This is a genomic window from Paenibacillus guangzhouensis, assembly GCF_009363075.1.
Classification (GTDB): domain Bacteria; phylum Bacillota; class Bacilli; order Paenibacillales; family Paenibacillaceae; genus Paenibacillus_K; species Paenibacillus_K guangzhouensis.
Genome location: NZ_CP045293.1, coordinates 1,350,062 through 1,375,896, shown reverse-complemented (window position 1 = coordinate 1,375,896; position 25,835 = coordinate 1,350,062). Strand labels below are relative to the sequence as shown.

At 48.1% G+C, this 25,835-nt stretch carries 20 protein-coding genes; 7 read left to right on the top strand and 13 right to left on the bottom strand.

Features of this window, described 5'->3' with window-relative positions; all coding sequences use genetic code 11:
- The first annotated feature begins 54 nt into the window (after positions 1–54).
- From GCU39_RS06115 to GCU39_RS06085, 7 genes are read left to right on the top strand one after another with little or no spacing between them, the layout of a single operon-like run.
- Positions 55–1,836 (top strand): vWA domain-containing protein, encoded by a 1,782-nt coding sequence (locus GCU39_RS06115; RefSeq protein ID WP_152392700.1) that lies wholly within the window; start codon positions 55–57, stop codon positions 1,834–1,836.
- Between the two features lie 33 nt (positions 1,837–1,869).
- Positions 1,870–5,262, top strand: coding sequence for a tubulin-like doman-containing protein (locus GCU39_RS06110; protein WP_152392699.1), 3,393 nt, complete (start codon positions 1,870–1,872; stop codon positions 5,260–5,262).
- 1 nt (position 5,263) lies between these two features.
- Positions 5,264–7,648, top strand: coding sequence for a transcription initiation factor TFIID (locus tag GCU39_RS06105; RefSeq protein WP_152392698.1), 2,385 nt, complete (start codon positions 5,264–5,266; stop codon positions 7,646–7,648).
- 39 nt (positions 7,649–7,687) lie between these two features.
- Complete coding sequence (locus tag GCU39_RS06100; RefSeq protein ID WP_152392697.1) at positions 7,688–8,968, top strand: vWA domain-containing protein; 1,281 nt, start codon at positions 7,688–7,690, stop codon at positions 8,966–8,968.
- 26 nt (positions 8,969–8,994) lie between these two features.
- Positions 8,995–9,630 carry a beta-mannanase gene (locus GCU39_RS06095; RefSeq protein ID WP_152392696.1) on the top strand — a complete coding sequence of 212 codons (636 nt, stop codon included), beginning with the start codon at positions 8,995–8,997 and terminating at the stop codon, positions 9,628–9,630.
- Between the two features lie 11 nt (positions 9,631–9,641).
- Positions 9,642–10,904 carry a hypothetical protein gene (locus GCU39_RS06090; protein WP_152392695.1) on the top strand — a complete coding sequence of 421 codons (1,263 nt, stop codon included), beginning with the start codon at positions 9,642–9,644 and terminating at the stop codon, positions 10,902–10,904.
- Positions 10,901–13,792, top strand: coding sequence for a GAP1-N2 domain-containing protein (locus GCU39_RS06085; protein WP_152392694.1), 2,892 nt, complete (start codon positions 10,901–10,903; stop codon positions 13,790–13,792). The genes GCU39_RS06090 and GCU39_RS06085 overlap by 4 nt, the downstream gene beginning before the upstream one ends.
- Positions 13,793–13,939: 147 nt before the next feature.
- Here GCU39_RS06085 and GCU39_RS06080 read toward each other — a convergent pair whose 3' ends face one another.
- From GCU39_RS06080 to GCU39_RS06020, 13 genes are all read right to left on the bottom strand, one after another.
- The gene (locus GCU39_RS06080; protein ID WP_152392693.1) at positions 13,940–14,587 is read right to left on the bottom strand and encodes a response regulator; all 648 of its coding nucleotides are present in this window, start codon (positions 14,585–14,587) and stop codon (positions 13,940–13,942) included.
- Positions 14,588–15,409 (bottom strand): sensor histidine kinase, encoded by an 822-nt coding sequence (locus GCU39_RS06075; protein WP_152392692.1) that lies wholly within the window; start codon positions 15,407–15,409, stop codon positions 14,588–14,590.
- Between the two features lie 57 nt (positions 15,410–15,466).
- Entirely contained in the window at positions 15,467–15,982 is a 516-nt protein-coding gene (locus GCU39_RS06070; RefSeq protein WP_152392691.1) for a redoxin domain-containing protein, read from the bottom strand.
- Positions 15,983–16,002: 20 nt separating this feature from the next.
- Entirely contained in the window at positions 16,003–16,746 is a 744-nt protein-coding gene (locus GCU39_RS06065; protein ID WP_152392690.1) for an ABC transporter ATP-binding protein, read from the bottom strand.
- Positions 16,739–17,560 carry an ABC transporter permease gene (locus tag GCU39_RS06060; protein WP_193726784.1) on the bottom strand — a complete coding sequence of 274 codons (822 nt, stop codon included), beginning with the start codon at positions 17,558–17,560 and terminating at the stop codon, positions 16,739–16,741. The genes GCU39_RS06065 and GCU39_RS06060 overlap by 8 nt, the downstream gene beginning before the upstream one ends.
- Complete coding sequence (locus tag GCU39_RS06055; RefSeq protein ID WP_152392689.1) at positions 17,557–18,144, bottom strand: nitrous oxide reductase accessory protein NosL; 588 nt, start codon at positions 18,142–18,144, stop codon at positions 17,557–17,559. Before GCU39_RS06055 ends, GCU39_RS06060 begins: the two co-directional genes overlap by 4 nt.
- Positions 18,141–19,436 (bottom strand): right-handed parallel beta-helix repeat-containing protein, encoded by a 1,296-nt coding sequence (locus GCU39_RS06050; RefSeq protein ID WP_227793457.1) that lies wholly within the window; start codon positions 19,434–19,436, stop codon positions 18,141–18,143. Before GCU39_RS06050 ends, GCU39_RS06055 begins: the two co-directional genes overlap by 4 nt.
- Before the next feature lie 333 nt (positions 19,437–19,769).
- Positions 19,770–20,060, bottom strand: coding sequence for a hypothetical protein (locus tag GCU39_RS06045; RefSeq protein ID WP_152392687.1), 291 nt, complete (start codon positions 20,058–20,060; stop codon positions 19,770–19,772).
- A 15-nt stretch (positions 20,061–20,075) separates the two neighbouring features.
- The gene (locus GCU39_RS06040) at positions 20,076–21,668 is read right to left on the bottom strand and encodes an oleate hydratase (RefSeq protein WP_321575627.1); all 1,593 of its coding nucleotides are present in this window, start codon (positions 21,666–21,668) and stop codon (positions 20,076–20,078) included.
- 151 nt (positions 21,669–21,819) lie between these two features.
- Positions 21,820–22,380, bottom strand: a complete 561-nt coding sequence (locus tag GCU39_RS06035; RefSeq protein ID WP_152392685.1) for a TetR/AcrR family transcriptional regulator — start codon at positions 22,378–22,380, stop codon at positions 21,820–21,822.
- A gap of 99 nt (positions 22,381–22,479) precedes the next feature.
- A complete protein-coding gene (locus tag GCU39_RS06030) occupies positions 22,480–23,910 on the bottom strand; it encodes a PQQ-dependent sugar dehydrogenase (RefSeq protein WP_152392684.1) in 1,431 nt (476 codons plus the stop codon).
- A gap of 112 nt (positions 23,911–24,022) precedes the next feature.
- Entirely contained in the window at positions 24,023–24,883 is an 861-nt protein-coding gene (locus GCU39_RS06025; RefSeq protein WP_152392683.1) for an S-layer homology domain-containing protein, read from the bottom strand.
- Between the two features lie 114 nt (positions 24,884–24,997).
- Positions 24,998–25,654 (bottom strand): DUF4367 domain-containing protein, encoded by a 657-nt coding sequence (locus GCU39_RS06020; RefSeq protein ID WP_152392682.1) that lies wholly within the window; start codon positions 25,652–25,654, stop codon positions 24,998–25,000.
- Positions 25,655–25,835 lie beyond the last annotated feature (181 nt).

Here is a 25,835-nt window from a genome sequence, read left to right as displayed (position 1 = left end):
AGCATGAATCTCTAGAATAAGAAATAAGATTACACAGAAAAAGGAGCCTTACCCATGTATAAAAATAAAATCGGCCTCATCCTACTGATGCTAACCTTCGCGATGCTGTTCCTTCCGCTGGCCGGTCTATTGCCTGCCGCCCATGCGGCTGCGCAATCGTCGAAGATTGACGCGGTGCTGGTCGTGGATGTCAGTAACTCGATGAATAGCAGCGACAAGAATAAAATCGGGAATGAAGCGATGAAGATGTTCATCGACATGTTATCTGTTCAAGGCGACAAGGTAGGCATCATTGCCTATACGGACCGGATCGAGCGCGAAAAGGCTCTTCTTGAAATCAAGTCCAATGCGGACAAACAAGATTTGAAGCAATTCATCGATCAACTGAATCGCGGCACGTATACCGATATTGCCGTCGGGGTTCGCGAAGCCATCAAAGTGTTAGAGGATGGCGCGGATCCAAGTCACGAGCCGATGATCGTCGTGCTGGCCGACGGCAATAACGCATTGAATAAGAAATCCAATCGGACGCAAGCCCAGTCGGATCAAGAATTGAATCAAGCCGTCGAAGACGCGAAGAGCAAGAACGTTCCGATCTATACGATTGGCCTGAATGCCGATGGTAAACTGAACAAGGGGGCTCTTGCGGACTTATCCAAGCGTACCGGAGCCAAGTCATTCGAGACGAGCTCGGCGGACGACCTCCCTCAAATTCTTAGCGAGATCTTCGCCAGCCACTTGAAGCTAAACATCGTACCCATCCAGTCCCTTACAGGGAACGGAAAATATCAAGAGGTTACGGTCAACGTTCCGAATGCGAACGTGCTTGAAGCGAATATATCCATTATGTCATCCCAACCAGTTGACATCAAACTGACGGATCCGTCAGGCCAGTCGATTCCGGTTCCTTCCAATGAAGTCTTGGTATCCAAATCGAAGAGCTACACTCTCGTGAAAATGCTCAAGCCGGTGCAGGGCGACTGGAAGTTGCAAGTCAAAGGCGTCGATAAGAACAAAATCGACATCAATCTCGTCTTTAACTACGATTTGGAGCTTGCAATGGATCCGGTCCCGCAGAAAACCTACAAAAAGGGAGATACCATCGCCATTGGCGCCTATCTCACGAGTAACGGCCAAAAGCTAAAGGACAACGCGCTGTATAGTCATATGAAGGCCGTCCTCAAGGTCAAAGATCTAAGCACGGGGAACGTAACCGAAATGCCTTTGACGAACGCGGGAGATCAGTTCAAGGGAACCTATACCGTCGCGGACCAGAAAGCTTACGAGCTAACCGTTCGAGCGGAAGAAAAGAGCTTCTATCGCGAGTCCGATGCCGTGACGATCAATGGGAAGGCAACAGGCGGAACTGCCGTGACGCCGAGCCAGCCGGAACCGAAAGACGACAAGCCGTTCCCGATCTGGCCTGTCGTTCTTGGGGTCCTCCTCTTGGCAGCGATCGCGACGGGAGGATATTTCGTCCTGGCAGCGGTCAAAAAAGCAAATCGCGGCTTTGTCGGCCAACTCGTCATTGAAATCCGAGATGAGAACACTGGGGAGAAAAGCCACCCGCAATATAAGAAGCTGAAAGCATTTAAAGGCAAATTCAATTTGCATCAGCTCCTGCAGCTCGCGCCTGAGTTCAAGGAAACGGAGAAAATTATGTTCACGCCCGTGAAGAATGACCGCATCGAGCTCAAGAACCTTGCAGCCAGCTCCATTGAGAAATCCGGCCGCACGTTAGACGCAAGTCGAGGATTGGAGCTCAAGAGCTCGGATCGGATTACGATCACTTTAAGCAGCATCGATAAGACCATTTTTATTGAATATCTCGTATAAATTCGTACCAGTGATCCTGAAGGAGGAATAGAAATGAAACCCATCGTAAGAGAGCATATACAGCAATTGGACGTATCCCTAGGCGGCGGTATCGTCAGCGAGAAGATCCGTGTCGATACCATCGACAACCCGATCCTGATTATCGGGCTCGGCGGAACCGGGATCGACGCATTGCTTCGTCTGAAATACCAGATCAACCGTCGATTCAAATTACCGGAAGATCCTCTGTCCAAGAAGAAGCGCGATAAGCCGGACAATGTCGAATTCCTAGCGTTCGAGACGAATGAGCAAGATCGCGGGAAGAAATACAAAGGCATCGGGCTGGACCCATTGAATGAATTCGTCCTGCTGTCGAATGCGGAAATCGGCGGACTGTTGCAAAATCGCAGCATTCTTGAGCCGTACATTACAGACTGGCTGTCGCCGGAGCTATCGATCACCGATGGCATGAACGGTGCTGCAGGGGTACGCCAAGCGGGACGCCTGCTCCTCTTCACCAAAATCAATCAAGTCGTGCAAGCCATCGACAAAAAAATCAAAACCTTGTCGGTAGGAACCAACAAAAAACTGATGGTGTTCCTGCTTACGGGTCTGTCCGGCGGTACGGGCAGCGGTTGTTTCTTGGATATTTCTTATATCGTGCGGGGGATCATTGAACGTGATCACGGCTCTGCCGGTATCGACCGTGTCAATACACTAGGTTACCTGTTCACGCCAGATATTAATTTATCGAATAAGAGCTTAAGCGAACATACGCGAGAGTACATCAAGAAGAATGGATACGCGGCATTGAAGGAACTCGATTACTGGATGAACGTCGATAGCCGCGGCGAGCGGTTCCAGCAGCAATACGGCAGTATTTTGACGGTGAACTCCCCTCTGCCTCCATTCAACTTATGCCATCTGATCTCGGCGACGAATACGGAAGGCAAGCTGCTCGAGAACGCTTATGATTATTGCATGAACGTGACCGCAGAGAATATTACGAACTTCATCTCGAGCGAAGAGAAACAATCCGGCGAAGAGTTTGCCATCCATGACTATATCAGCAACATCCGGACGAACATTGCCCAGATGAACAAGGCTTATCCGGCGAATTATGAGTACAACATTATCGGCGCGTCATCAGCCGTGCTTCCGATCGAAGAAATGACGACATATTTGGGATACCGCCTCTTTACGAAGATGGAGAAAATGTTCGAAAAAGCTCCTTCACAAGAGGAAACGGAGAAGTTCGCGCGCAAAATCGGCGTGGATCTGGATTCCATGGTGAAGACGTTCGAATCTCGTATCCCCGAACCCTTGCCTGGTTACGAGAATAGCGAGCGGCTGAGCTACAACAATGTCGTGAAGCACCAAGTTATCAATATGGATACCGAGTTAGAGCAGACCTTCTTGACGCGCGCGCGTGAAGAGTACATCAAAGTGAAGAAACAGTTACCCGGCGAAATCGTGGCTCAGTTCACGGACCAAATCCGCCGCATGTTCTTGCATCCGGAGCAGGGTCCGATCTATGTATCGCGTCTCGTCTATACGGAGAAAGGCTTTTGCCTGCTTAAAATGCTGCTCTCTTACATCGAGACCTTGCGCGAGAATCTCGTCCGCATTCCTCGGGACATCGAGGCAGCCCGCGATTCGGCGGAAGAGACGTTAAGCGATGCTCGAAGCGCTTTTATCTCCAAGGATAAAAAGAAAAACGCCTATATCGACGCCAAAATCGGCGAGTACTGGCTTCACGCCGATCTGGAGCGGACCGAGCAAATGATCGAGTTCTATGAAGATCTCTATGAATTGCTCAACGCCGAGAACAATCGGATTTACAATGTGTTTACCGAGATCTTGAACGCGCTAAAATCAATCTTTGAGAAAAATGGCGATATCTTGATCAACGCCGACGAACAAGCGGATCACAAAGGCAATAAGACGTATTACTGGAACCTAGTCAGCGTGCCGGACATTTCGAAAGTCATTAGCAAGATCATGGAGCAAAAGGAAGTCGACGATCTCATTCGCGATTTCGCGTCCGAGCTTCTGAACCGTTCCAACCATTGGATCAAGGAGCAAGAACTCGACATCGTCAGCTCGATCTCCGACTTCCTATCCGAGAAATTCGGAGATTTGATCACACAATCGATGGAAGAATTCCTCGTGATGAAATTCGGGCATGAGGAATCGATTGAGAAGTTCGTTGAGCGTAATATCGCTAGCAAGCTGGACGAAGAAGCAGTACCAGTATTCCATTTGAGCAATAGTGCCGGCAACCTATACTTCCCGTCCTGGGGATTCGTATCCGTGCCCGTTCAAGCGCCGAGCATTCTCAAAGGGATTCGCAATTATCAGAACAATGCCGTAGGCAAATCCCATTTCACGGTGAAAGAGAGCGAAGTGAAGAACCGGATCTTCTGGCTGAACACGCGCAACGGTGTCCCTCTCTTCGTCTACACGCCGCTGAAAGTGTATGAGGAGAGTTACGAGCGGACCATTCTAGATAAGGAAGGCATTGGACGCCATCTCGTGCAGACGGACAAAGTGAACTGGACATACCTTCCGTCTCCTATTCCGCAGAAATCATGGGGTGAGACCTACAGCAATGCTCGCGTACGTGAATACAACGGGCGCATTCGCAGCGAATTCGATAAAGCCGCGACATGGAACATCATTAAGATAAAAGACGTCGATCAGACGACCAGCAACCGTTATGCCGTCACGTTCACGCAGCCATTGCATCTAGCCGATATCCTAGGCGGGTATGATATGCAACTGCATGCATCCAAGCCGAATCTCGGCGAGGTTCAGCGCGCACGCGCCGATCTGCGCCGCATGCTCGATGAAGGCCTGGTTCAAGAATCGACGAAGGATATTTTCGGAAGCATCAACGAGGACATGGCCAAAGAAAACTTGATTCGTTCGCCGCAACTCATTACGCGGGTGCGTGAAGAGATTGCCAAATACGAGGCCATTCAAGACAAATTGGCCGAGCTCGAGAAGATCCTAGCGCAGTTCCAAGGGGAAGAAAAGCTGCAAGACCAATTCATTGAGGCGTTCTACACCGGAACGATCTGCAAAAAAGGCGCGCTCTACGTCTATGACCGGGACGCGGAAGAAGAAGCTTGGGAGCCTTTCGCGAACTTGATGAAGAGCCAGGATTTCGTAGAATACGAAATCTTCGAGCAATTCCGTCAATTGGATGAGAAGAACCGCAGTACGCTGATGCGCAAAGCGTCCCGCCGCAGCTCGGAAATGACGGCATCGGAAGATATTGCGCCGCTCCTGTCCAAACTCGAGACGTTGTATGAGGTGTTCCTCGATGCGAGAGATCGCCTGGAATACGAGAAAATCGAGTTGGCCCAAGGCGAAGATGCGTACCAGTTCTACAAACAAATGACAACGAAACTCCATGCGATTCGCAGAAAGTTGAAGTCTTAGCATGAAACATTTATTACAACAATTCGCGGCCCAATATGCCTATGAAGAAGAACGCATCTCGGGAAAAGGCGATGATCTGAGCAGTTTCCACTACCCAACCGTATTTCTGTATGTCGGGAATAAGGCGGCTGAAGCCATCGAGCCGATGGTGCGAATGCATGAGAAAAAATCGGTCAATAACGCAGGCATTATGTACGTGCACATTGCATCCGAGGATGGCGACAAGGACTCGAAGCTAGGCTCAGACTTCGAATCCCGAGTACAGCGTCTCGTCCTGCCTGTACGGACGGAGGAACGCAACGACAAAGCACTTCGCAAACATATCTATCACAGCGTAACGCAGCAAACGCAGCCCTGGTTCGAACTGAATCGGGTGCTGCGTCAGGTAAGTCGCCATATTGCTGAATACGGCCGAAGCTACGCATCGTTCGATCGCATTCATCTATCTGTCATTACGCGGGTCGAAGACCCGCTTAATGTGTTTATTCCGGAGATTACGCTGCTCGCGAACAGCATTCTGAGCCAATCCTTCAAATCCGTTCAGATGGATCTGTACGCGCTCATCAGCGAACGCGATCAAGTCGATGCTTTCGGTTACACCAGCTCGCTCGGTGTTGCCTTTCTCCGGGAGCTAGATCGGATGCAGCGCACGGACTATTCGTTCTCCGCGCCTCTTCACGTTACGGAGGATGGCATCTCGATTCCCGTTACACATGCGTCCTCTCCTTTATTCGATCTGGTCTACATCTTATCGGATAAGAATGAACGCGGGATCTCGTCTCCAAGCGATATGCGGGATAACTATGATATGATCTGCCACATCGGCTTGCTGAAGAACCGCAAACAGCAGGAATCCACATTTGCGTTGAACCAGAACCGGTATAACAATACTTCGTTCAAGAACAACGTGATGACGGAATCCGGACGCCAAGGCTATGTCTCTGCGGGCATTTCCAAAATCAAACGGCCCAATCAATCCATCGCGCTAACCGTACTCTATCATTTCCATCGGGAATTGATTGATCGTATGGAACGGGAACTCCATGTGAACAGTACGGAGAAGCTGGCCTATTTCGGAATCGATCCAACATCGATCGATCAACTGCTAACCTCTATCCTTCCGGATGAGGAGAAAATAGAAGATATGAGCGGGATCATGTCGCGCGAGATGAGTTATTCGCAGCTGAAGTCGTTATCGCTCAAGGAGGCGGAGCAATCACTTTTCGGTGAGGGCTGTGAGGCCTATTTTCAGGCGAACTTTGTACAGGAACCCACTTCAGCGGTTGACCGCCTCGATATCCCTGCCCTTCTGCTGCACGCCATGGCGAAACAAGCGCCGCAGCAGCCGCACGTTGGATTCATGCGGTTGTTCCAATGGACGAATCCATGGGTTGAGCATGAGAGTATCCTGCCTGTGATTCGCGGCCTCATCCGACAACGCATATCCGAAAAAGACCTTGTAGACGCCGAGATTGCGCTACTCTACCAGGAGACGGTCGACCAACAGACGTTCAAGCGAATGCCGTTCATGGATAAGCATAACGTCCGTAGTTTTATCCGCTATTTCTTCGATAAGATTTATCGCAAGAAGCTTGCGAGACTTCGGCTTGCGCTGGAGATCGCCTGCATGAAACAAATCGAGACGGCGCTAGAGCAGTTGCATATCGTCTATCAACGTCAAGTCCAGCAAGTTCAGGAACTCCGTCAAGTCTTACATGAAGCAGCCCTTGAAAGCATACGTACGGCGGACGATTATATTGGCCAGAACATCCTCGAATTCTATGAACGGGTAACGCAGAGCGTCATGGAAGAGTTGGAGGCGAAACGCGGGCAGGACATTTTCTTCGATGAACGGTATATGGGCAACATTGCTTCGCTTCTCGATCAAGGCAACGAAGCCTATGTGAAGAGGCTTATCGCAGTCTGCCGCCAACATCTCCTGACCACCGAGCCCTTCCAGCAGACCTTCGAAGAAGAGTTGCTGCAGCGTGCGAATGTGACCATTGCCTATGAGAACAACAACGTATTATCGAAAGACGAATTATTTAAGAAGCTGTACCATACGCTCGAGGAACAGGCAGGCATTCATATCCGGCTGTTGGATTATACGCATGAACACCGCTACGAAGAGAAATATTTCTTCGGCGATTCCTCCAGCGAATTTATTCGCTTCGCCTTGGGCGCCGACGAGACGACACGCATCTATAAATTAGGCTGTGTCCATGAGAAACGCAGCAGCGGCGTAGACAAATTGAACTTGATGGGCGGATTCCACATCGAAGATTTAATGTACTACCGCAACGGCAAAGTATATTATGAGAGCTACATCCAAAATGGATATGAATTTCACGGCGTGGACGTTCATCTGTTGTCAGAGCTTCGCTAAATCAAATCGATAGAAGTTTTATAGAGAGGATGATTATCGTTGCAGCGCAAGATCAACTTACTGCTCGTGTTGTTCAGTATCATTGGAGGCGCCGTCGGCTTTGCCGTCGGTGAGCTCATTCTTCATTCCTTGCTTCATACCCTGCCGACCTTCGTTGTGATCGGCATTTACTTCGGTTCCCTTGCCTTCTTCATCGGTCTGTTCTGTCTCATCGCAGAGATGATTGCACCGCGGCTGAACGGCTCATCTTGGCGGCAGCGGTATGCCGGCACGTCTTGGAAGTTACTTGTTCCAGTCACGCTTGTCCTGCTGTTCGTGATAGGGCTCGCGCTCGAAGCCCTCTATCACATCAATATCGGCGGCGCGAGACCCGTCAAAGATATCGTGCTCGTGATTGACAATTCGGGGAGCATGAAGGAAACCGACCCGAATCAAGATCGTTACAGCGCTGCCAAACGGCTGATTCAGAAAATGGACAGCGATAACCAACTAGCTGTCTTGGTGTTCCACGATCAAGTTGAAGTCATTCAGCCGTTTACAGAAGTCAATACGCAAGTCGCGAAAGACGAGGTTGCGGCCAAAATCGATGCGCTCGAGCAGACGGACGGTGGAACAAATATCGCGCTTGCGCTCGATGAAGCCATGAACCAGATTCAGGCGAAAGGAACTGCGCAACGTGGAACCATGGTGATTCTTCTCTCCGACGGCTTCAGCGAAGTCGATACGAATCAGGTACTCGCCAAATATGAGCAGCAGCATGTCGCGATTAATACGATTGGATTAAGTCTCGTGAATCCTAAGGGGACCTCCCTCTTGCAACAAATCGCGGATCGCACGAGCGGACAGTACTATGACGTATCAAAAGCAGACGACCTATCGCTCGTGTTCCAGAAAATCTATGATAACCTCGGCAACCGCACCCTTGTCACCGAACGATCGGACAACACCAAGGATAATGCTTATTACATGATATTGCGGATCATCGCTTTACTCCTGATCGGCACAGGAATTGGCTTGTCGCTTGGCCTTGTCTTTGACAATCGCCATCTCGCGCGCAGCTTTATGATCGGCGGTTCTGTAGCCGGTTTGCTAGCCGGATTATTGTTAGAGTTCGGGTTATCTGGACACCCGTTCGCCGACGGGTTGACACGATTCATTGCCGCGTTGTTGCTCGCAGGCGTTATCGGCTTGTTCACATGGATCATCCCGATTCAAGAGCATCAGCGGCTGCGTCAAGATCGCCATCGCGACATGCGAGCCGGTCGATCAAGCCATGGCTTCGACAATCGGTCGCGAGACCAACGCAACAAAGGCTTTTAGCTATCACCTAGGGAGGCGCAATGACCATGCAGTTTATGGATGCCCATACGACATCCCCGATCATTCGGGACCTTCAATCGAGCGTAAATGATAACCGTTGTACACTGCGATGGCTGTGGCCAAGCAACGTTCAATCGGTATATATCCATAAAATACACGCGAGCGAGCAAGCGGATCTTACGCTTGACGCTCGCGCATTGAAGCTCTATACCAAAGACGAATTCAAAGCAAATCAAGGATATCATGATCGATTAGACGGTGTTGGCCGCTGGGTCTATACGATTTACGCCAGCACGATCGAAAGCGGTGAACCGCGATTAATCCGCCAACCGGATTTCGGGAATCGCATTGAAGTCTCGACTGGTAAAGCGAATATCTACTATAGCATTCGTCTGAAGAGCGGCTTGTTCCAGAAATTCAAAACCGCGCAGATTCAAGTCACATGCGAAGTCCCCCTATCGAAAGACGTCCTCTGTTACGTCAAGAAGCAAGGCGGGTACCCGACGAATAAAGAGGATGGGACTGTCTATCCATTCGTAGAGTCGTTTCCTGCAGGCAAGACGGTCTTACCTGTCATTGAAATCGGGAAGAACGATTTTATTCGATTATTTTTTACAGACGGCCGGGAATACGGGCATATGTATGCACTCATACCGGAATAGGAGGAGCACCCATGAGTTTTTTCGATTTATTTAAAAAGAAACCGCAAGCAGCGCCAAGACCGCTGTTCTACGATATTGTATGTCCCTATTGCTTCCACAAGTATTCGCCGGAAGACGTCGTCTTCCGCGCGGCCCATCATCGAGAAGACGATGAGAATTATGCGCTTCAAGAAGATGAGATTCTGAATCGCTACCGTCAACAATTTGGGTTAGATTCCGTTTACGATATGGAAGCGATTCTCTTCCCGCACGACATTCCTGAAGAGCATCATATCTACTCCGATCATGTGCTCATCGGATTGAACGATCGCTATGGCGTCGTCACGCGCCACCGGCTATGCCCGCACTGCCACAATGAACTGCCGATCACGGCCGGCAAAGTGCCTAGCAATATTATCTCGATCATCGGAGCCTCCCAAGTCGGGAAGTCAGTCTATATGACCTCCTTGATCCATACGTTGCAGCATATGACCGCGGACCACTTTGACGCTGCCTGCATGCCGCTGAATGCGGAGATTAGCCGGAAATTCCGCACGATGTACGAAGAGCCTCTTTTCGAACGCGGCGACTTGCTCGCTTCGACCCAAAAAGAGAAAATGCAGGAGCCGTTCATTTTCCAATTCGTATTCAAAGACGAGTCCAAGCCCCCGCTAACCCTTGTATTCTTTGACGTTGCGGGCGAAGGCATGGTCGACCAAGATTATCTTGGCTTGCATGGGCAGCATATTAAAAATTCCGCCGGCATTCTATTCATGGTCGACCCGCTTCAGATTCGTTCGATTCGTGAGAAAATTCGATTGAAGTACGGGGATGTCGAAGGCGATTGGATCCCGCAATACGATGAGCCGCGTGATGTCGTTCTGACGATGTTCGGCGATTTTATTGCTTATGAGGAGAAGACGAAGACGAACATCCCGACGGCCGTCGTGTTGACGAAGAGCGATATGCTGCATTCGCTGAAAGATGAAGACGGTGAATATGTGAAGCCGAACAGCAACATTTTCAATAACATGATCCATCGCAATTGGCTCGACTTGACCGAATTCCACAACATTGACGGCGAGATTAGACGCTTCATCGAGAAAGTCGATCGCCCTTTCAAGGGAACGATGGATGTCTATTTCTCCAATACCGCCTATTTCGCGGTATCTGCCCTTGGGAGCAATCCCGTGAATCAGAAAATGCAGGGCGTTGTCAGTCCCATCCGCGTAGACGAGCCATTCATCTGGCTATTGTATAAATTGAATTATATCGAAGGGAGAGAAGAACGTTGAATACCCCGTCACAGAAACCGATCCAACAGCAGATGTACACGCGAGAGCGGCGCGGTATTTTTCGTTCCACGGAAGGCTTCGATACAATAGCTCGTTCGACGGGGTTAGATAGCAATTTCATCAAAAAAGCGCTCCACCCTGCCTGTTTCTACGATATTCCGACCGAGCTGTCTGCTCGTGGCGAAAAGGACGCCTCGATGTATCCGAAAGCCATGCATTTATATCGGACCGAATCGGGTCAAATCGTTCTCGGTACCGGCGTGTACCAATCTGCCGATTTCACGGGAATGCGCAGCGCATTTTTCATGCATAACTATGTGATTCCCGCAGAGCGCGCGGCTGAAGTCGTTCAAGATTATCCCGCTTGGCTGAATGCTTCTTTCGCTACCGACTATGATATTGAACAGGGTATGGATCTGCCTGAGTTGCAGAATATTCCGCTCAACAGCGATGCGGCCCCTTCTCTGTCTTATCGAGTACAATTGGCTCAAATGAACATCGACGAACAGGTGTACAAACAGCTGCTGTTCGCCGTGATGGCTTCGATACAAGGCAAAAAGAAGGTCTATGTGGCGCTGGATGTGCCGATTGAGACCCTCTCCTATCATGCCGTGCGGTTAATTGAAATCTTGTATGCCAGCCTGCCATACGCCTACCGCCAACAATTCGGATTCGTGACGTTTGCCAAGGAACCTGTCAGCAAAAAAGGCATTCATCTTACGATCATGGAAAAAGGAAGCTTGCGCGCGAACGACAAAAATATCGAGAAAGATTACACGTTCGATCTTCCTTCAAAGCGCATCAACAATATGGATGTGGATTGGTCCAAACAGCCTTATATCGATTTGGCTTGGGAGCATCTCGATCACTCGCATGTGATGGAGGACTTCTTCCAATTTGCCGATCGGATGCTCGCTGATCTAGAACCGCTTCGCCAGACATCCATTGTCAGTTATCACGAGCTAACGTTGTTCGAGCAGCTGCTTCAGGGACAATACCATGAATATGATAAAAATCAGGTTGCCATACTACGCGCGTTGATCGGGTACTTAACGTCTCCGGACGCGATGGTCTCCAAAAAACGTTTAAATACCCTATTCCATTCGTTGTTCACAAGAGAATACACGCAGGTCAAGCAGAGACAGATTCCGGATCCGGCCATCGTGGAATGCTTCCGCGATTATGATCGTATGAACCCGGACGCGGTGGAGAAGGAACTTTCCGGTTTCTTGATTCGGGCCATCAATAATGCCTACGCGGAGCAGCGACAGGATCTGGCATTCGCGTTCTATGTGATCGCAGAGAGTGTTCCTTCGTTACGGCAGTTGTTCTTCGATACGGTCTTGCAGGTCAATTTTGCGAGAACGCTGTTCGACCCTTATATTCAACATCGATTCCAGAGCATGAGCACCGTACAGGAAATCTTAGATGCCATTCAACACTGGGTGAATCATCACCCGCAGGTACGAAGCCATACCGCATTTCTGGAGATCGCCAAGTCCGAACTTACTGTGAAATTGCGGAGCGAATCGGAGCCTGTGTCCGCCGTCTATTTGATCGAGAATCAGCTCGATAAGCTAGCGATTCAGCTAGAGAAACAATATGGTGATCAAGATACTTATTTTATCGACCAACTTATCTACTCAGCCCAGCTCTATCTACTTAAAGAATTGCAACTGGAGGAGATTACGTTAGATCAGCTTCTTCAGATTGATTTCTTGGAACATGGAGATGAGATCAGAACATGGGCTGCGAGTTTCAATCAACAAGTACGATCGCAGGCGAATGTGATGCTTGCTGCCTACCAATGGTTCCATGCGCAGCATCCTGATGAATCCATTTTCGAAGGCCTATCCGCCGGTGAAATGGATCGGCTGCAACAGCTTGGACGGAAATGGGTGCAGCAAGACATCCGTCCGGCTCATTTCGAACGGATTCTAATGGCATTCTACCGTGAATCGAACGGAAGCATGATCGATTACAGCGGTTTATTGCAATTTATCCATCACCATGCAGCAAATAAAACCATGGTCTACGAATTCATGAATTGGTCGGAGAAGCACCGTTATTTCACGAAATCTCGGAAGCTGCATCCCGCCTATTCAGCGGCGGTTCTCGCCTATTTCAAAAAATTCGATTCAGACGCCTTTAAGAACCGCGCATATCGCAAGCAGTATTTCGATCCAGCTGGTCCTGCGATGAAAGCCGTTTATGATAAAGCGGCAATCGAAAATGCTTCAGTGCTCCTGCGCATTCTAAAAAAATATAAAAAAGCTAGTCTTCTCGGTCTCATTCTCTTAGTAGCCATTGCAACCATAGGGATTATCGGCTCCGGCGTGTTCAGCAAAAAAGCGCCTGTTCAGGCCGAACAGACGGAATCGACCGATCAGACGGAGCAGTCTGAACAGCCTATCGCGCCGACAACGCCTGAGATAGAGCTACCGAACATGATCATTCATGCGGAGAACGTTCCCATGAAAGGAAACAAAAAGCAAAGCGAGCAGACGCAACTTGTCGTTCAATTCCGTGATCTAACGGCATGTGAAGCTTTCGAGCCGACTACGGTTTGGGTTGAGCAACCCGATGGGACAAAAACCGACTTCAGCAAAAAACTGAAAGTCATTCACAAATACAGCGATCCCGCAACGGATCAGCCTGCAACGAATGCTCCCAACGATAAGAAGACAAAAACCGATGCGACAGATTTGACGAACACGACGACCGACCCCGCTGGTTCGACGGATGCTGCCTCCTATCCTGGACAAGTTCTCATTCAGCTGGGCTCCAAAGTGGATATTCCACAGGATAGTACCGTGATCATCAATGAGACGAAGTACAAGCTATCTCTACCTCCGAGTACCTCTTCAGGAGAATCGATCACTCCTTAAGATCGTATATGAACTGCCCCCCAGTTGTTAGACACATACTAACAATTGGAGGGCAGTTTTTTCTATGACCAAATGAAGCGAATCAATCTCAATAGAAAAAGGAGTCCCTCCGCAAGACGAGGTGAACTCCTTTTTTCGCAATGTATGCTAACGTTTGTTCATCCAGCCTTGCTCGTATGCATAACGCGCAAGCTGAACTCTGTTGTCCAGATTAAGCTTATGAAGTATATTTTTCAAATGATTCTTCACCGTATGTTCGGAAATGTCTAACTGAAATGAAATCTCTTTGTTGCTCTGCCCCTTGGCGACGAGGCCTAAGATTTCACGTTCCCGAACGGTTAGCGGACTGTTCTGCTCCTTACCCGCCCCCATGGGGGACATCTCCTTCAAGATGCGAAATGCGAGCTCACGCGTCATCGGCGCCTCATCGATGGCAATCGCTCTCAAATATTCGTGCCACGCTTCCGGCTTCATATTTTTCAACAGATAGCCTTGGGCTCCCTTTTTGATCGCATCGAACAGATGAACGATATCATCCGAGACAGTCACCACGACAACTTTGACAAAAGGATATCGTTCTTTAAGCTGTCTCGTCGCCTCCAACCCGCCCATACCCGGCATTTGAATATCCATCAGGATTAGATCGGGCAACCATTGTTCCGTAAGCGCGATGACTTCTTCTCCACTGCAGCCTTCCGCTACCACGACAAAAGCCGGGTCGCTCTCCAGAATCATCCGAATTCCTTCCCTCGCCATCTCACTATCATCGATGACGATTACGCGAAATGCTGACATTCACGCTCCCCCTTCGATAGTCACCCTCGTCTCCCCATCCTTCCGATCGATCTGCAATATCCAAGACATATTGCTCGCACGGTCACGCATCATTTTCAGGCCATAGCGGCTGCCACTGACTATCGCCTCCGGCTCAAATCCTATTCCGTTATCCATGATGCGACAGAGCCACCCCGTGGTTGTCGTCATCGCCTGCACGCGAATGCGAGTAGCGTCCGCATGCTTATGAATATTGAGCAGCGCTTCCCGTACGATGGCGAGCAGTTCCACTTTTTCTTTGGCCGTGAGCAAGGAGTCCGGTATATCCCATGTTGTCTCGAATTGCATATCGGTCTCGAGTCGCAGCTCGTCCATCAAGCTCTCCATTCCTTGCAGCCATGGATTACGGTCCGCATCCGCTGCATGCCGCAGATTCGCAATGGCTTGCCTGACGTAATCGTTCGTGCGATGCACACTCTCCTTCAATTTATCTAAAGGTAATGCCTCTGCTTGCTTCATTCGTTCTATTTGCGAGACCTGGGCATTTAGGAAAAATAACGACTGGGCAATGCCGTCATGCAACTCCCTGGCAATCTTCTCCCGCTCCTCCAGTACCGCCTGCACCGCCTTCGCGCGATTTAATTCCTCCTGGTTCTCCTCAATGAGCTTGAACAACTGCGTCAAGAATAACAGGGTTACCAATAGCACAAGCACAGGCGCTAACCAGTTGCCAAGCTCCATTGAAATATATGGCAGCAGGTATTCGTGCCTGACATATTCCCATAGGCCGATCGTTATGGTCGGAATCGTCAGAATCAGCCATTTGATTTGTTTGTAGGTCAATCTCCAAGTCTCCTCTCCGGGTAATGAACGACGAACTGCGCAGCATCAGACATCCGTCTACTGAGAGCTAATTTTTTCCATCAAGTTTAGAATGTCGATCATTTCCGTCAATTCCCCTTCATGCCTGTCCACCAATTCACCTTCCGCATTGATGAGCAAGGTAAGCGGCAAACCGACAGCGCGGTATTGCTGCTTGATCTGGTTATCGGCGTCCAACGCGATCGGAAATGCCAGCTCGTATCGATCCACGAATTTCTGAACGGTCTCCGCATCCTCCCCGACATTGATGGCCAGCATGGGAACGCCGGTCAGCTTATACGCCTCATTCAGTAAAGGCAGCTCGTTCACGCAAGGATTGCACCAAGACGCCCAGAAATTGATTAGGACGCCTTTTCCCTTGTAATCCGCCAGTCGAATCTCTTGTCCTTGCAAATCTTTGATTATAAAAAGCGGTGCAGCCTCACCTACCACAGCTTTGTCGTGCGGGGCTGACTGTAATTGAATCACGGCGTATCCAGCTCCCGCAGCCAAAACGAGTAATAACACGATTTGAATCGCTCTGCGAATCATCATATGCCGCATCATCTCCTCCTTCACACCTTGGATGCACGAGCATCAGCCGTGATTCCGAACAATCCGCCGAATGCCTCGTGCAAGCCCACTGCGCCGTATTTCTGACGAATGTCCGCTTGATTCTCATCCAACACCACTTCCCCATCGCGTAAGAACACAATACGATTCGCTAAAGCTTCCGCAATTTCCAATTGATGCGTCGAGAAGAGAACGGTCTGCCCGCCTGCAACGGCCTCGCGAACCAGATTCACGAAGGTACTCATCCAGTAGGGATCCAGACCATTGGTTGGCTCGTCCATGACGATGAGCGGCGGCTTCGCGAGTAACGCCTGCGCAAACAGCACCCGCTGCCGCATGCCTTTGGAGAAGGAAGCGACAGGCTTGCTATCCGTATCCGACAGGCCAACCTCCAACAGTGCTTCCCGGGCGTGAGTCGGACCAAGTCCACGAAGCCGTGCCCAGAACAACATCGTCTCCATTGCCGTAAGCCCTGCGCTGAACCGGTAATCATCCGGCATATATCCGATTTGCCTAGCATACTGCCGTCTATCGTCCTGCCAGCTTAGCCCGTTCACGGTGATGGTCCCGCTTGTCGGCTGAAGAATGCCGGCCAGCATGCGCAGCAGCGTGCTTTTTCCCGCACCGTTGCCGCCGCACAGCGCTACCGCTTCGCCGCGTCCGATATCTAATTGAACCTTGCCAATCACCGTTCGTCCCTTAAACACCTTATGAACCGCATCACACCGAACGACTACATCATCCACGTCTTCTCCCCCTCTCCCACAAGCTGTAAGCTACCGTCAGCGCAGCGCCGATCCAAGCCAACATCACACCTACAAATACGGGCGTTCCCCATGGGGAATGAATCCAGACCATCCATTTATAATATTGCGGCCCCAGCGTGGAACCGCCTCCCAGCTTAACCACGGTGAACAGGCGAGTCAATTCGGCCGGATTCAGAAAGGTTAGCGCGGTGACCGCCGGTTTGACCCACGCGTAAGGCATCATGCCAAGCGTTGCGATGAGGAGGGACGGCCAAGCGATGATCGTAAAAAACCAGACGCCGACCGCGATCGTGAGCGCCTGCCATCGATTGCTCGCGAGCGTGCCGACCAGCATCGCCGCACCGAGGAAAAACAACGATACGCCAATTGAAAAGGCCATCAGCTGCCTGTACGTCGCAAAATCAAATCCGCCCCCGAACAGCCAACCTGCGACGCCGGATAATCCGAAGCCAAAGGCGACAATCGCGAGCAGCACGACGGATAGTCCGATATATTTGCCAAGCAAGAACGACCAAGTCCCGAGCGGGTAGGTCGAGAGCAGCTCCCAGTTGCCTTCTTCCTTCTCGCTGGTTAGAGAAAAAGCCCCCAACATCAACGACATTAGTGGCAACAGATACAGTGCCAGATTCAGCATCGTTCCACTCATGCCCGAATATCCCAGTACATAACCTTGTGCATTAATTAGCAGAAGACTGAACATGAATAGGGCAAAAAGGGCCATAAACGAATAGGCCCAAGGATTACGAAATCCGATCTTCATCTCTCTGACAGCGACGTACCCTGTCTCACTCACTTGCCGTGACCTCCGGTCGTCACTTGCACATCTCCCGAGGAATGACCTTCTGTGGAATCTGACATTTGACTCATACCGTCCTCACCATGCCCATGCTCGCCCATGTCGCCCATTTTCATCATGTCGCGATTGACTTCCCATGTGTGATTCGCTAGCTCTTCTGCATTCATCAACTTGCCTTTACCCTCTTTATCGATGAATGCCTTCGCATCCGCTTCCTGTTCGAACGATACAATCCCATAGGCCATCGGCGTCTTGTAAGAAGGATCATAAGCATAATATGCCTTCTCGTAACGAAGCCATTGCTTGCTGTTGTAGTCTCGAACAAAGGCAGCCCCTATCGTATCTGTGCCGTTCTCTTTCTTCCACGTATTCAGACAGCCGATATCGTCGAATTTGAGCGATTGCCCGTCCGTCGTTACGATTTGGGTCGCAAATTGATCGTCTTTTACGGCCATCTTACAGATGGCGCATACATCCGTCTCTTCGTTAATCGCCTGCGCCGTATACTTTTCTCCGCCGCAAGCGGCGAGCAGCAGCCATATCCCTACAACCACGATAACCATACCCAACCTTTTTGTCATATACTTCTTCTCCTCATTCGATAAAATAATAACCCCGTACTCCCTAACAATGTGAATCCCGCCAATCCTGTCATGAGTCCGTCTTCGGATCGCTCTTCCCGCGGACCGCTACCGGGCGGAGCCATGAGCGGCGCAAGATCTGTGGCCCAACGCTCCCGCTCCGTCTGAAAGAGCCCTTCAAGGAATACCATACCCGGCGATTGAAAAAACAATTGGAACGCTGGACGCCGCTGCGTCAGTCCTTGGAAAAACGGATTGATCGCATAGGTAAGCTCGCTCTTGCCATCCCCATTCACATCGATGCCTTGAAAGCTGTCCCAATAATTCCCGACCAGCGTATTGCGTACGCTGCCTTTCGCCTGCGCGTCCGATACATTGCCCAGAAACGCATTGCCCTCGATCGTATTGCCGCTTGATTCAAGCAATTGAATGCCTACGAAATTGTAGGTTACCTGATTATTTTCCAAGCGGTTATCGGTCGATTGCTCGACGTACAAGCCAACCCGGTTGCCGACCACCATATTGTCCGCCACCCATGACTCATGAGCGTCGTACAGTAGAATCCCTTGGGAATTTACGTTCTCGCTCTGTTTGGTGAACGTATTCCCCGTAACCGACACCTGACGCGATGTCATCACCATCGCCCCGGTCACGTTCAGCTTCCCTTCGTTGTTCTGAATCTTCGTTCCTCGGGTATACATGCAATGGACCCCGTAACGAGAACGCTCGATAACATTGCCGGAGACGATCGCATCGTCGCTGTTCTCCATATAGATACCGTCATGGACAAGACGAATCGTATTGCCCGTAATGCGCCAGCGATGTGCATTGAATAGATCCATGCCATTACCTTTGTCGGCCATTCGTACGCCCTCGGCTGTCCACTCGATCGTCGTGCGCGACAGCGTGCCTCCATCTGCATCCTTCGCCGCGATCCCTCCGGATCCCGTCTGGATATGCAAATCTTCCAACACAACCCGGTCTCCCGTGACGAGCAAGGTCGGTGCAGCTTTAACCGTCTCATCGATAACACGCAGTCCACTAAGCGTCGTCTCGTCTGCTTCTATCGAGACAGCCGGGCGTTGGCTCCTGTTCCGCAATTCAACCGTGCCCGCCTGTGTCGACCGGATCGTTAGCGATTTGGTGATCGTGATCGGTCCCTCATACGTTCCTGGTTCCAGTACGATGGTCTCTCCCGGCTTCGCCTGGTCCACGATCGCTTGCAAATTCAAGGCGCTTAGTTCCGCACGAGCATGCCTAGCGGGCAAACATACGGCGAATACGATCAACAAACTGTAGTACCATTTTCTGCAGCAGCTCATCCTTGCACCTCAATCATGTCTGCTTGACCAGGCAAGGATATTCACACCCCCATCACCTAGCTGGCAAACGCTTCCTTCTAACAACAAACTACATTGTAACAATTTGGATAACCTTATCCTATGACTCGATAGAGCTATTCCTGGTGATAACTTCGACATCTTTGTGTCAGTGAGTATGATTTCAATCACTCTCCTGTATCTCTTAAGCGAGAGGAAAAATAATAGAAGACCGCGATTTTTCGCGGTCTTCTAAGCGTTACATATGAAATTAAACTGGATAGATGAGGAGTTTCATTGGTCCTACTAAGCTCGATTCCCCTTGATTGAGAGCTTGCCGTATTTCGTATCCGCCATAGCCGTCAATTGATCTCCTTCAATCGTTCCCTTCGCCGTATAAGGAATTTTGGTAATCAACTTCTTAATCTCACCTGAGAATTCGAACGCATTCCCCTCGATTTGTCCGCCCGAGAAAGCATTATTGCCTCTTAAGATGTTCAATGAGCCACTGAGCACGTCCCCATCCTGCGCAAAGGTAATCGTTCCTTTTTCTAACCCCATTGGGGTTTGCATCGTGATATTATAAGTTCCATTCATCGCGTCCTTCCTCCTTTATCTGTATGAGGTATTCAATGCTTTTAACAAGGTTCGAACGTCATACATGTGCGGTGTTACCGGACACACCTTCTTATTCAATCCCATCAAGGTATACACAGCAATTCTCGCTGCACGAATCGAATATTCTTCCGTAAATACCATATCTTCTGGAATTTCAACGAACTGACTAATCAGACCGAGATTCGTCGAACCCTCTGGTACCACTTTTGGACGATCGCTCATGGCACGTGGCTGGAACTGCGATACAATATAAGGCATCATGCAAGGAATGACGTTCACGACGCTATCCATGATCTCATCCATATCTTCTTCCATATGCAGGTGGTGAATTAGCTCAATCAGCATCTCTTTCCCTGTACAGTCTCGCATCGGCTTCTTCACATAATTGCCTTCTTGATCCGTGTACAAGCCGTATCCCCAGAATATTGTCGTATCTGCAGGTTGATTCTTAAAGTGAGGTTGCGCTGCAACAACGATGGACATCAGCCAATTCGAATCTTTGAATGTCATTAGCGCGCCGCTGCCTGGTTTGTTGCGGGAATATTTCTCAATCATTTTCAGCAGCTTATTCCCTTTACACGTCACGGTGAAGGACTCCCAATTCGTCTCCTCCACCTTACCGAAGAATGGTTCTGGATTGCCAAGTCCCTCTTTCTTCGCTGCGATCTTCGCCCACAGGTTGCCTGACATTGGATTCTCAGGCACCATTTTGGCAGGTGTGTTCAAATCCCCTAACGTTGCATTATCTGTCATACAACCATTGGTCACGATACACAGATCATCTTTCTGTAGTTGAATCACGCCCGATTTGCCATCCTGCTCATAATGGATCGCTGTGACGGTAATCCCGTCGCCTTCTGCAAAATCGAGATCCGTTACGGTATATTTCAAGCTAAAATCCACGCCGTACCCATCTAGATAAGTTTTGATCGGCAAAATAATCGAATCATATTGGTTATAAGGCGTACGCGTAACCCCTTCAAGCGTTTGAATCCGAGAGAATTCGAACATCATACGATTCATATAGCGTCTGAATTCAAACAAGCTGGACCACTTTTGGAAGGCAAATGTCGTCTGCCACATATACCAGAAGTTCGTTTCGAAAAAGTGAGGTGTCTCTGCGAACCAATCACAGATCCGCAAATTGTCCAGTTTCTCTTCTGGTGTGATCATCAATCTTCCAAGCGCTAAGCGATCCGCGGTGTTAAAGCCCATCGACATGACATCCAGAACTTCCCCATCTTTGTTAATTAATCGAGCATTCGCATGTGTGGGATGCGCATGGTCAAAAGCTAGAATCTCATCGCATACGGACACGCCCTCTTGCTCAATAGAAGGAATGGAAGATAACAGCTCCCATGTATTCTCGTACGTTTCTTCATTTAACATTCGACCGCCGCGGCATACGAAACCTTGCATTTTATCGCCAGCGCCGTCATTACTTCCTCCGAGTATGTGCATGCCTTCTAGAATGTGAATATTTTCTCCTGGAAAGTCACAATCTCGTATCAGATACGTTGCACCTGCAAGAGATGCTAAACCGCCACCAACAAAGTAAACTTGTCTGTTTCCATGATCTTTTTTCATCGATGTAACCTCCATATGTTCAATTGTATTGGTCTGTGAATCCAATATACTGCACCGATGGAACGATTACCTTAGACACCAAAAGGGCTGTGTATAAAATTTATACACAACCCTCGCTTTGTCTAATCGATCGATAGACTGTAGTCACAATTTAGCAACTTGTAACGTATTTTTTTATCGCTTTCTCCATATCGCCTTCAACCAAGACGCTTAATCGATCGATAATCATCACTGGATCTTCCTTCATATCGTTGCGAATCCACTCCAGCATAATACCAATAAACGCATAGGTGTAAAAATTCGCGATAAATCTCTTATTTTCCATCCTCACCTGCATGTTGGCATTAACTTCCTCAATGACGCCCATGAGCAGCTCGTATACCGCTTGATGCAGAAATAGATCCAAATGCTCTCGGCCCATAGAACGATAGGTGCACATGCAGAATTTCTTGTTATGGAGTACATATTGAAATATCTTGAGAAACCCCTGCTGCCAGGTGTCGTATGTTCGATAATTCACGATACTATCCAGTGCTTCCGTCTTGTAGATCCACCCCAATAGATCATATATGTCTTGAAAATGATAATAAAACGTCTGACGATTCACGCCACAGTCCGCAACAAGATCTTTGACTGTGATTTTATCGAGCGACGATCGTTCCATCATCGATTTTAAAGTAGAGGATAAAGCTTTCTTGGTCATCACGGACATGTCGCACAGCTCCTTCCAAGAGAGAGTTATAATTACGCTCATTCATTCATTATAACTGCGCCTTGTCGCGTGATACAATGACCTTCCACATGGTAGGGATCATGGAACGATTTCAAAAACAGTACCTTGGTTAAAGTCAGTAACTTTTATAGAGTCATAAACCCCTAAATAGAGTCTGGATTGATTCATATTTGCTCCCAAGCTAACATAATAAGCGGATTGAGAACCAAAATTATAATCGGTTTCTATTAAGCTGAAATCATTTAGTTTACACTCCGTTCTGACCTTGGTATAAGCTAAGACCCCTCTCGCTGGAAGTTGAGATTCTCTATCTCTAGCTCGTGCCAGATCGGTGAACACAACAGTCCCTCTTAAATCGGGTATTTCATTTCCCATATAGGGCTGGACTCCTGTCAGTGCAGTTGCTCCAAATTTATCGGGTCGAGGATCTTTATGAAAATAACTAATAAGAGGCTGAAGGCGCTGCACTGACGTGTTTACTGCTTCCTCGTAATAAGGAATTACTTTCTCCTCCACAGCCGGATTTGTAGGGCAACCGGTAACAATCGAAGTAGGAAAATCGCCTTCCCACCCTCTCCAGCCCAAGTTAATAAATCCATCTTGGTTAGGTTCAGAGTTCATTACATACGCTTCAATCAGCTGAGTAACCGGTATTGGTTGATAATGAATAAATGAAAAAATCGACTCAACGAGATCCTGTCCGACGTTTCCTACGTATTTGATATGCTGATTATAAAACCTTTGAAATGAAATGCCTGGAATATTGCGAACTCCTTTGGCAATCACCGTAAGCGTTTCTTGAATAGGTACGGGTAACTCATTAAAACGTGTAACGACGGGCGGATTATCGATAAATGTATTCTTAAGGACATCAATCTCAATGATTTTACCTGCGATTTCCATATCATCTTGGCTTAAATTAAATGGATCATACCCTGATCCGCCGTCTCCGGTTGTCAAAACCAGTTTTCCTGTTTCAGGTGAAAAGTTTAGGCTATTAACACCGTTATGATTTAAAAATGGTCTTCTGATATTCAGTAATGTTCGGCGTTTTTGAGGTTGACCATTCGAATGTAGAATCCATTCTTCAACGGTATCTATATGATCATAATGAATGTCCCGATTGATCCACTTTAGGTTTAAGGTTTTAGGATCACACGGGTTAGGTTTAAACGATTCAAAAGCACCTGGAAGAGCACCCGGACCTTGGGTTCCAGCTACCGTGTAATGGAGATAAAATAAACCATTATAATAAAACTCGGGATGGAACGCTAGCCCTAGCAATCCCCGTTCATCATATCCACCACTAGTAACACCTAGTTGTATGATTCGTGGACGAATATCTAAAAAAGTCCTTATCCCCCCGTTCACGATGTAAAATATCTCTCCTACCTGGGTTGCAATAAAGAGTCTTTCAACAGAGTCACCTGGAAGTATAGTTGTTTTCAAAACCGTGGGTAAGTTTATCTTAGCTGCAATAGGCCGCAGACTAACCTTAACTTTTTTCAAGTAACTGTACACTCCTTCTTATTTTTTTCTCTAATAAGAATATGACTAGAACCGTTCTATTAGTATCAATGATCAGAAAACGGCAGCCGAATGGCTGCCGTCGCTTTGTCTTTTATTGTTGTTGTACTCCTCCTAGTACAGCTTTGTATTCTGAAGGGATATAAGTCACAGCTTTCAACTCCGTGATGACTTGGGCGTACATTTTGTCAGGATCAGGCTGGATGACTTTATATTGAATCGTGGCTATGCCTTTCGAGAATTGGATGCTCGTGATTTCGAGTCCGTATCCAGCGTGAGGAACCATAGCGGATAATGTAACTCGGGTGACAGAATCCGTTTCTTTAACCGAAGTGATATTTACTTGGTCGAGAACGGAAGAATTAGGTGTTTCCGATTTTGTGTTATTGATGAATTTTAACGTTTTGCTAATCATGTCGACAGCTTGTGCGCGGGTAATGTAGCTTTTAGGATAGAAGCGTTGCTTGCTGTCTAGGGACACGATCTTAGCAATGAGCAACTTCTGAATACTGTCCATGTACCCGTCTGTCACTTGGTCAGCATCCGCAACGTTTTGGAATATTTCGATCCAGGCATAATTTCCTTTATGACTTAACGCGCCAAACAACCATTTGGCGAATTGCTCCCGGGTGACTTTAGCAGAAGGATTAATGTCTTTTGGAATTCCTAGGCCGTTATATTGAGCGATGATGAAGTAATCTGCGTATGAGGAGTCGTTTTTAATCTTCGTATAATAGTCGGTCGCCTCCGGTTTCTTGATAAATTTAATATTGTCGATGTTTAAATTCAGGCCTTTTACGATCATGGTCACTGCGGTTGCCGCGTTCAAGCTGTCTTTCCCGTCTTGTTTACTCGGGTTGTTGCCTTTATGAGCAAAGGCGGATCCGCTAATGCCCATACAAAAGATGGCGATTAACATGAGTAGTATCAGTGGTTTTTTCATTACTTTTCTCATCTTGTAACCCTCCGTATAGCTTGTTATTTTCCCCTTAGACGTGAAAGCTCTGGATAATGTTACAAAAATGGAAATAAAAAGTTTGTATGGTGTTATCGGAACACAATATTATCGTTACATCATAGATGCTACGATGTTAAGCAAAACTTCTTTGGAAATATCTCTTCCCATCAATTCATATTGTAATACCTTCCCATTAAGATCTTCTTCTAACCAGATTAATTGATGGTGCCCATCACTCAAAATATAAAATGCTTCGTTCCCTCTCACATCGAAATGATCAATTTTGGAATCTTCACTATCCGATACTTGAATTCGACTTTTTGTCGTTCCAAAAATACGAAACGTAAAGGTTCCTTGATCAGAATGATATGAGATATTAACACCAACGATCGTACGATTAGGCTTTAGATCTCGTACCACAACATTTACTCCGGTTCGTTTACTCTCTTCGATCATTTCATCGATTTCATGAGATAATAAATTGTCAAACCCATAATAGACTTGCATCGATTGTATCTTAGAGAGAGTCGGAAACAGCGGTTGCCATGGAGATAATTTTTCTTTTAGACTTCCGAAGTCTTGATCCCAGTTCGTTGCAGCATAATTTGTTTGTTGAGAGAACTTATTATCTATTGCACCAGCGTTATATATCGCCTTACCATCGCCTGGCCTTAGTTCAGAAATAATTTGATTAACCTTATCTTCATTTTGATGCGAATAGAATTGTATCTTACCAATCACATCTCCTCGATTGTTCTTTATTTGCATTTTTATATTTCCTCTTCTTGGAATAAATTCTCTGTATAAGACAGCTTTGTATTTGTGATAACGTTCTTGTATTCACGACATATAAGTCAGTGTTTTTACAACGTAAAATCCGTTGACGATAATATCTTGGTTCGGGCCACTTATAATTCGTGCTGGACACATTCCATATCCGAGTTTCTTC

Coding starts and splice junctions, on each gene's coding strand:
- GCU39_RS06115 (WP_152392700.1), top strand. CDS start 55: ATGTATAAAAATAAAATCGGCCTCATCCTACTGATGCTAACCTTCGCG.
- GCU39_RS06110 (WP_152392699.1), top strand. CDS start 1,870: ATGAAACCCATCGTAAGAGAGCATATACAGCAATTGGACGTATCCCTA.
- GCU39_RS06105 (WP_152392698.1), top strand. CDS start 5,264: ATGAAACATTTATTACAACAATTCGCGGCCCAATATGCCTATGAAGAA.
- GCU39_RS06095 (WP_152392696.1), top strand. CDS start 8,995: ATGCAGTTTATGGATGCCCATACGACATCCCCGATCATTCGGGACCTT.
- GCU39_RS06090 (WP_152392695.1), top strand. CDS start 9,642: ATGAGTTTTTTCGATTTATTTAAAAAGAAACCGCAAGCAGCGCCAAGA.
- GCU39_RS06080 (WP_152392693.1), bottom strand. CDS start 14,587: ATGTCAGCATTTCGCGTAATCGTCATCGATGATAGTGAGATGGCGAGG.
- GCU39_RS06070 (WP_152392691.1), bottom strand. CDS start 15,982: ATGATGATTCGCAGAGCGATTCAAATCGTGTTATTACTCGTTTTGGCT.
- GCU39_RS06055 (WP_152392689.1), bottom strand. CDS start 18,144: ATGACAAAAAGGTTGGGTATGGTTATCGTGGTTGTAGGGATATGGCTG.
- GCU39_RS06045 (WP_152392687.1), bottom strand. CDS start 20,060: ATGAATGGAACTTATAATATCACGATGCAAACCCCAATGGGGTTAGAA.
- GCU39_RS06040 (WP_321575627.1), bottom strand. CDS start 21,668: ATGAAAAAAGATCATGGAAACAGACAAGTTTACTTTGTTGGTGGCGGT.
- GCU39_RS06035 (WP_152392685.1), bottom strand. CDS start 22,380: ATGTCCGTGATGACCAAGAAAGCTTTATCCTCTACTTTAAAATCGATG.
- GCU39_RS06025 (WP_152392683.1), bottom strand. CDS start 24,883: ATGAGAAAAGTAATGAAAAAACCACTGATACTACTCATGTTAATCGCC.
- GCU39_RS06020 (WP_152392682.1), bottom strand. CDS start 25,654: ATGCAAATAAAGAACAATCGAGGAGATGTGATTGGTAAGATACAATTC.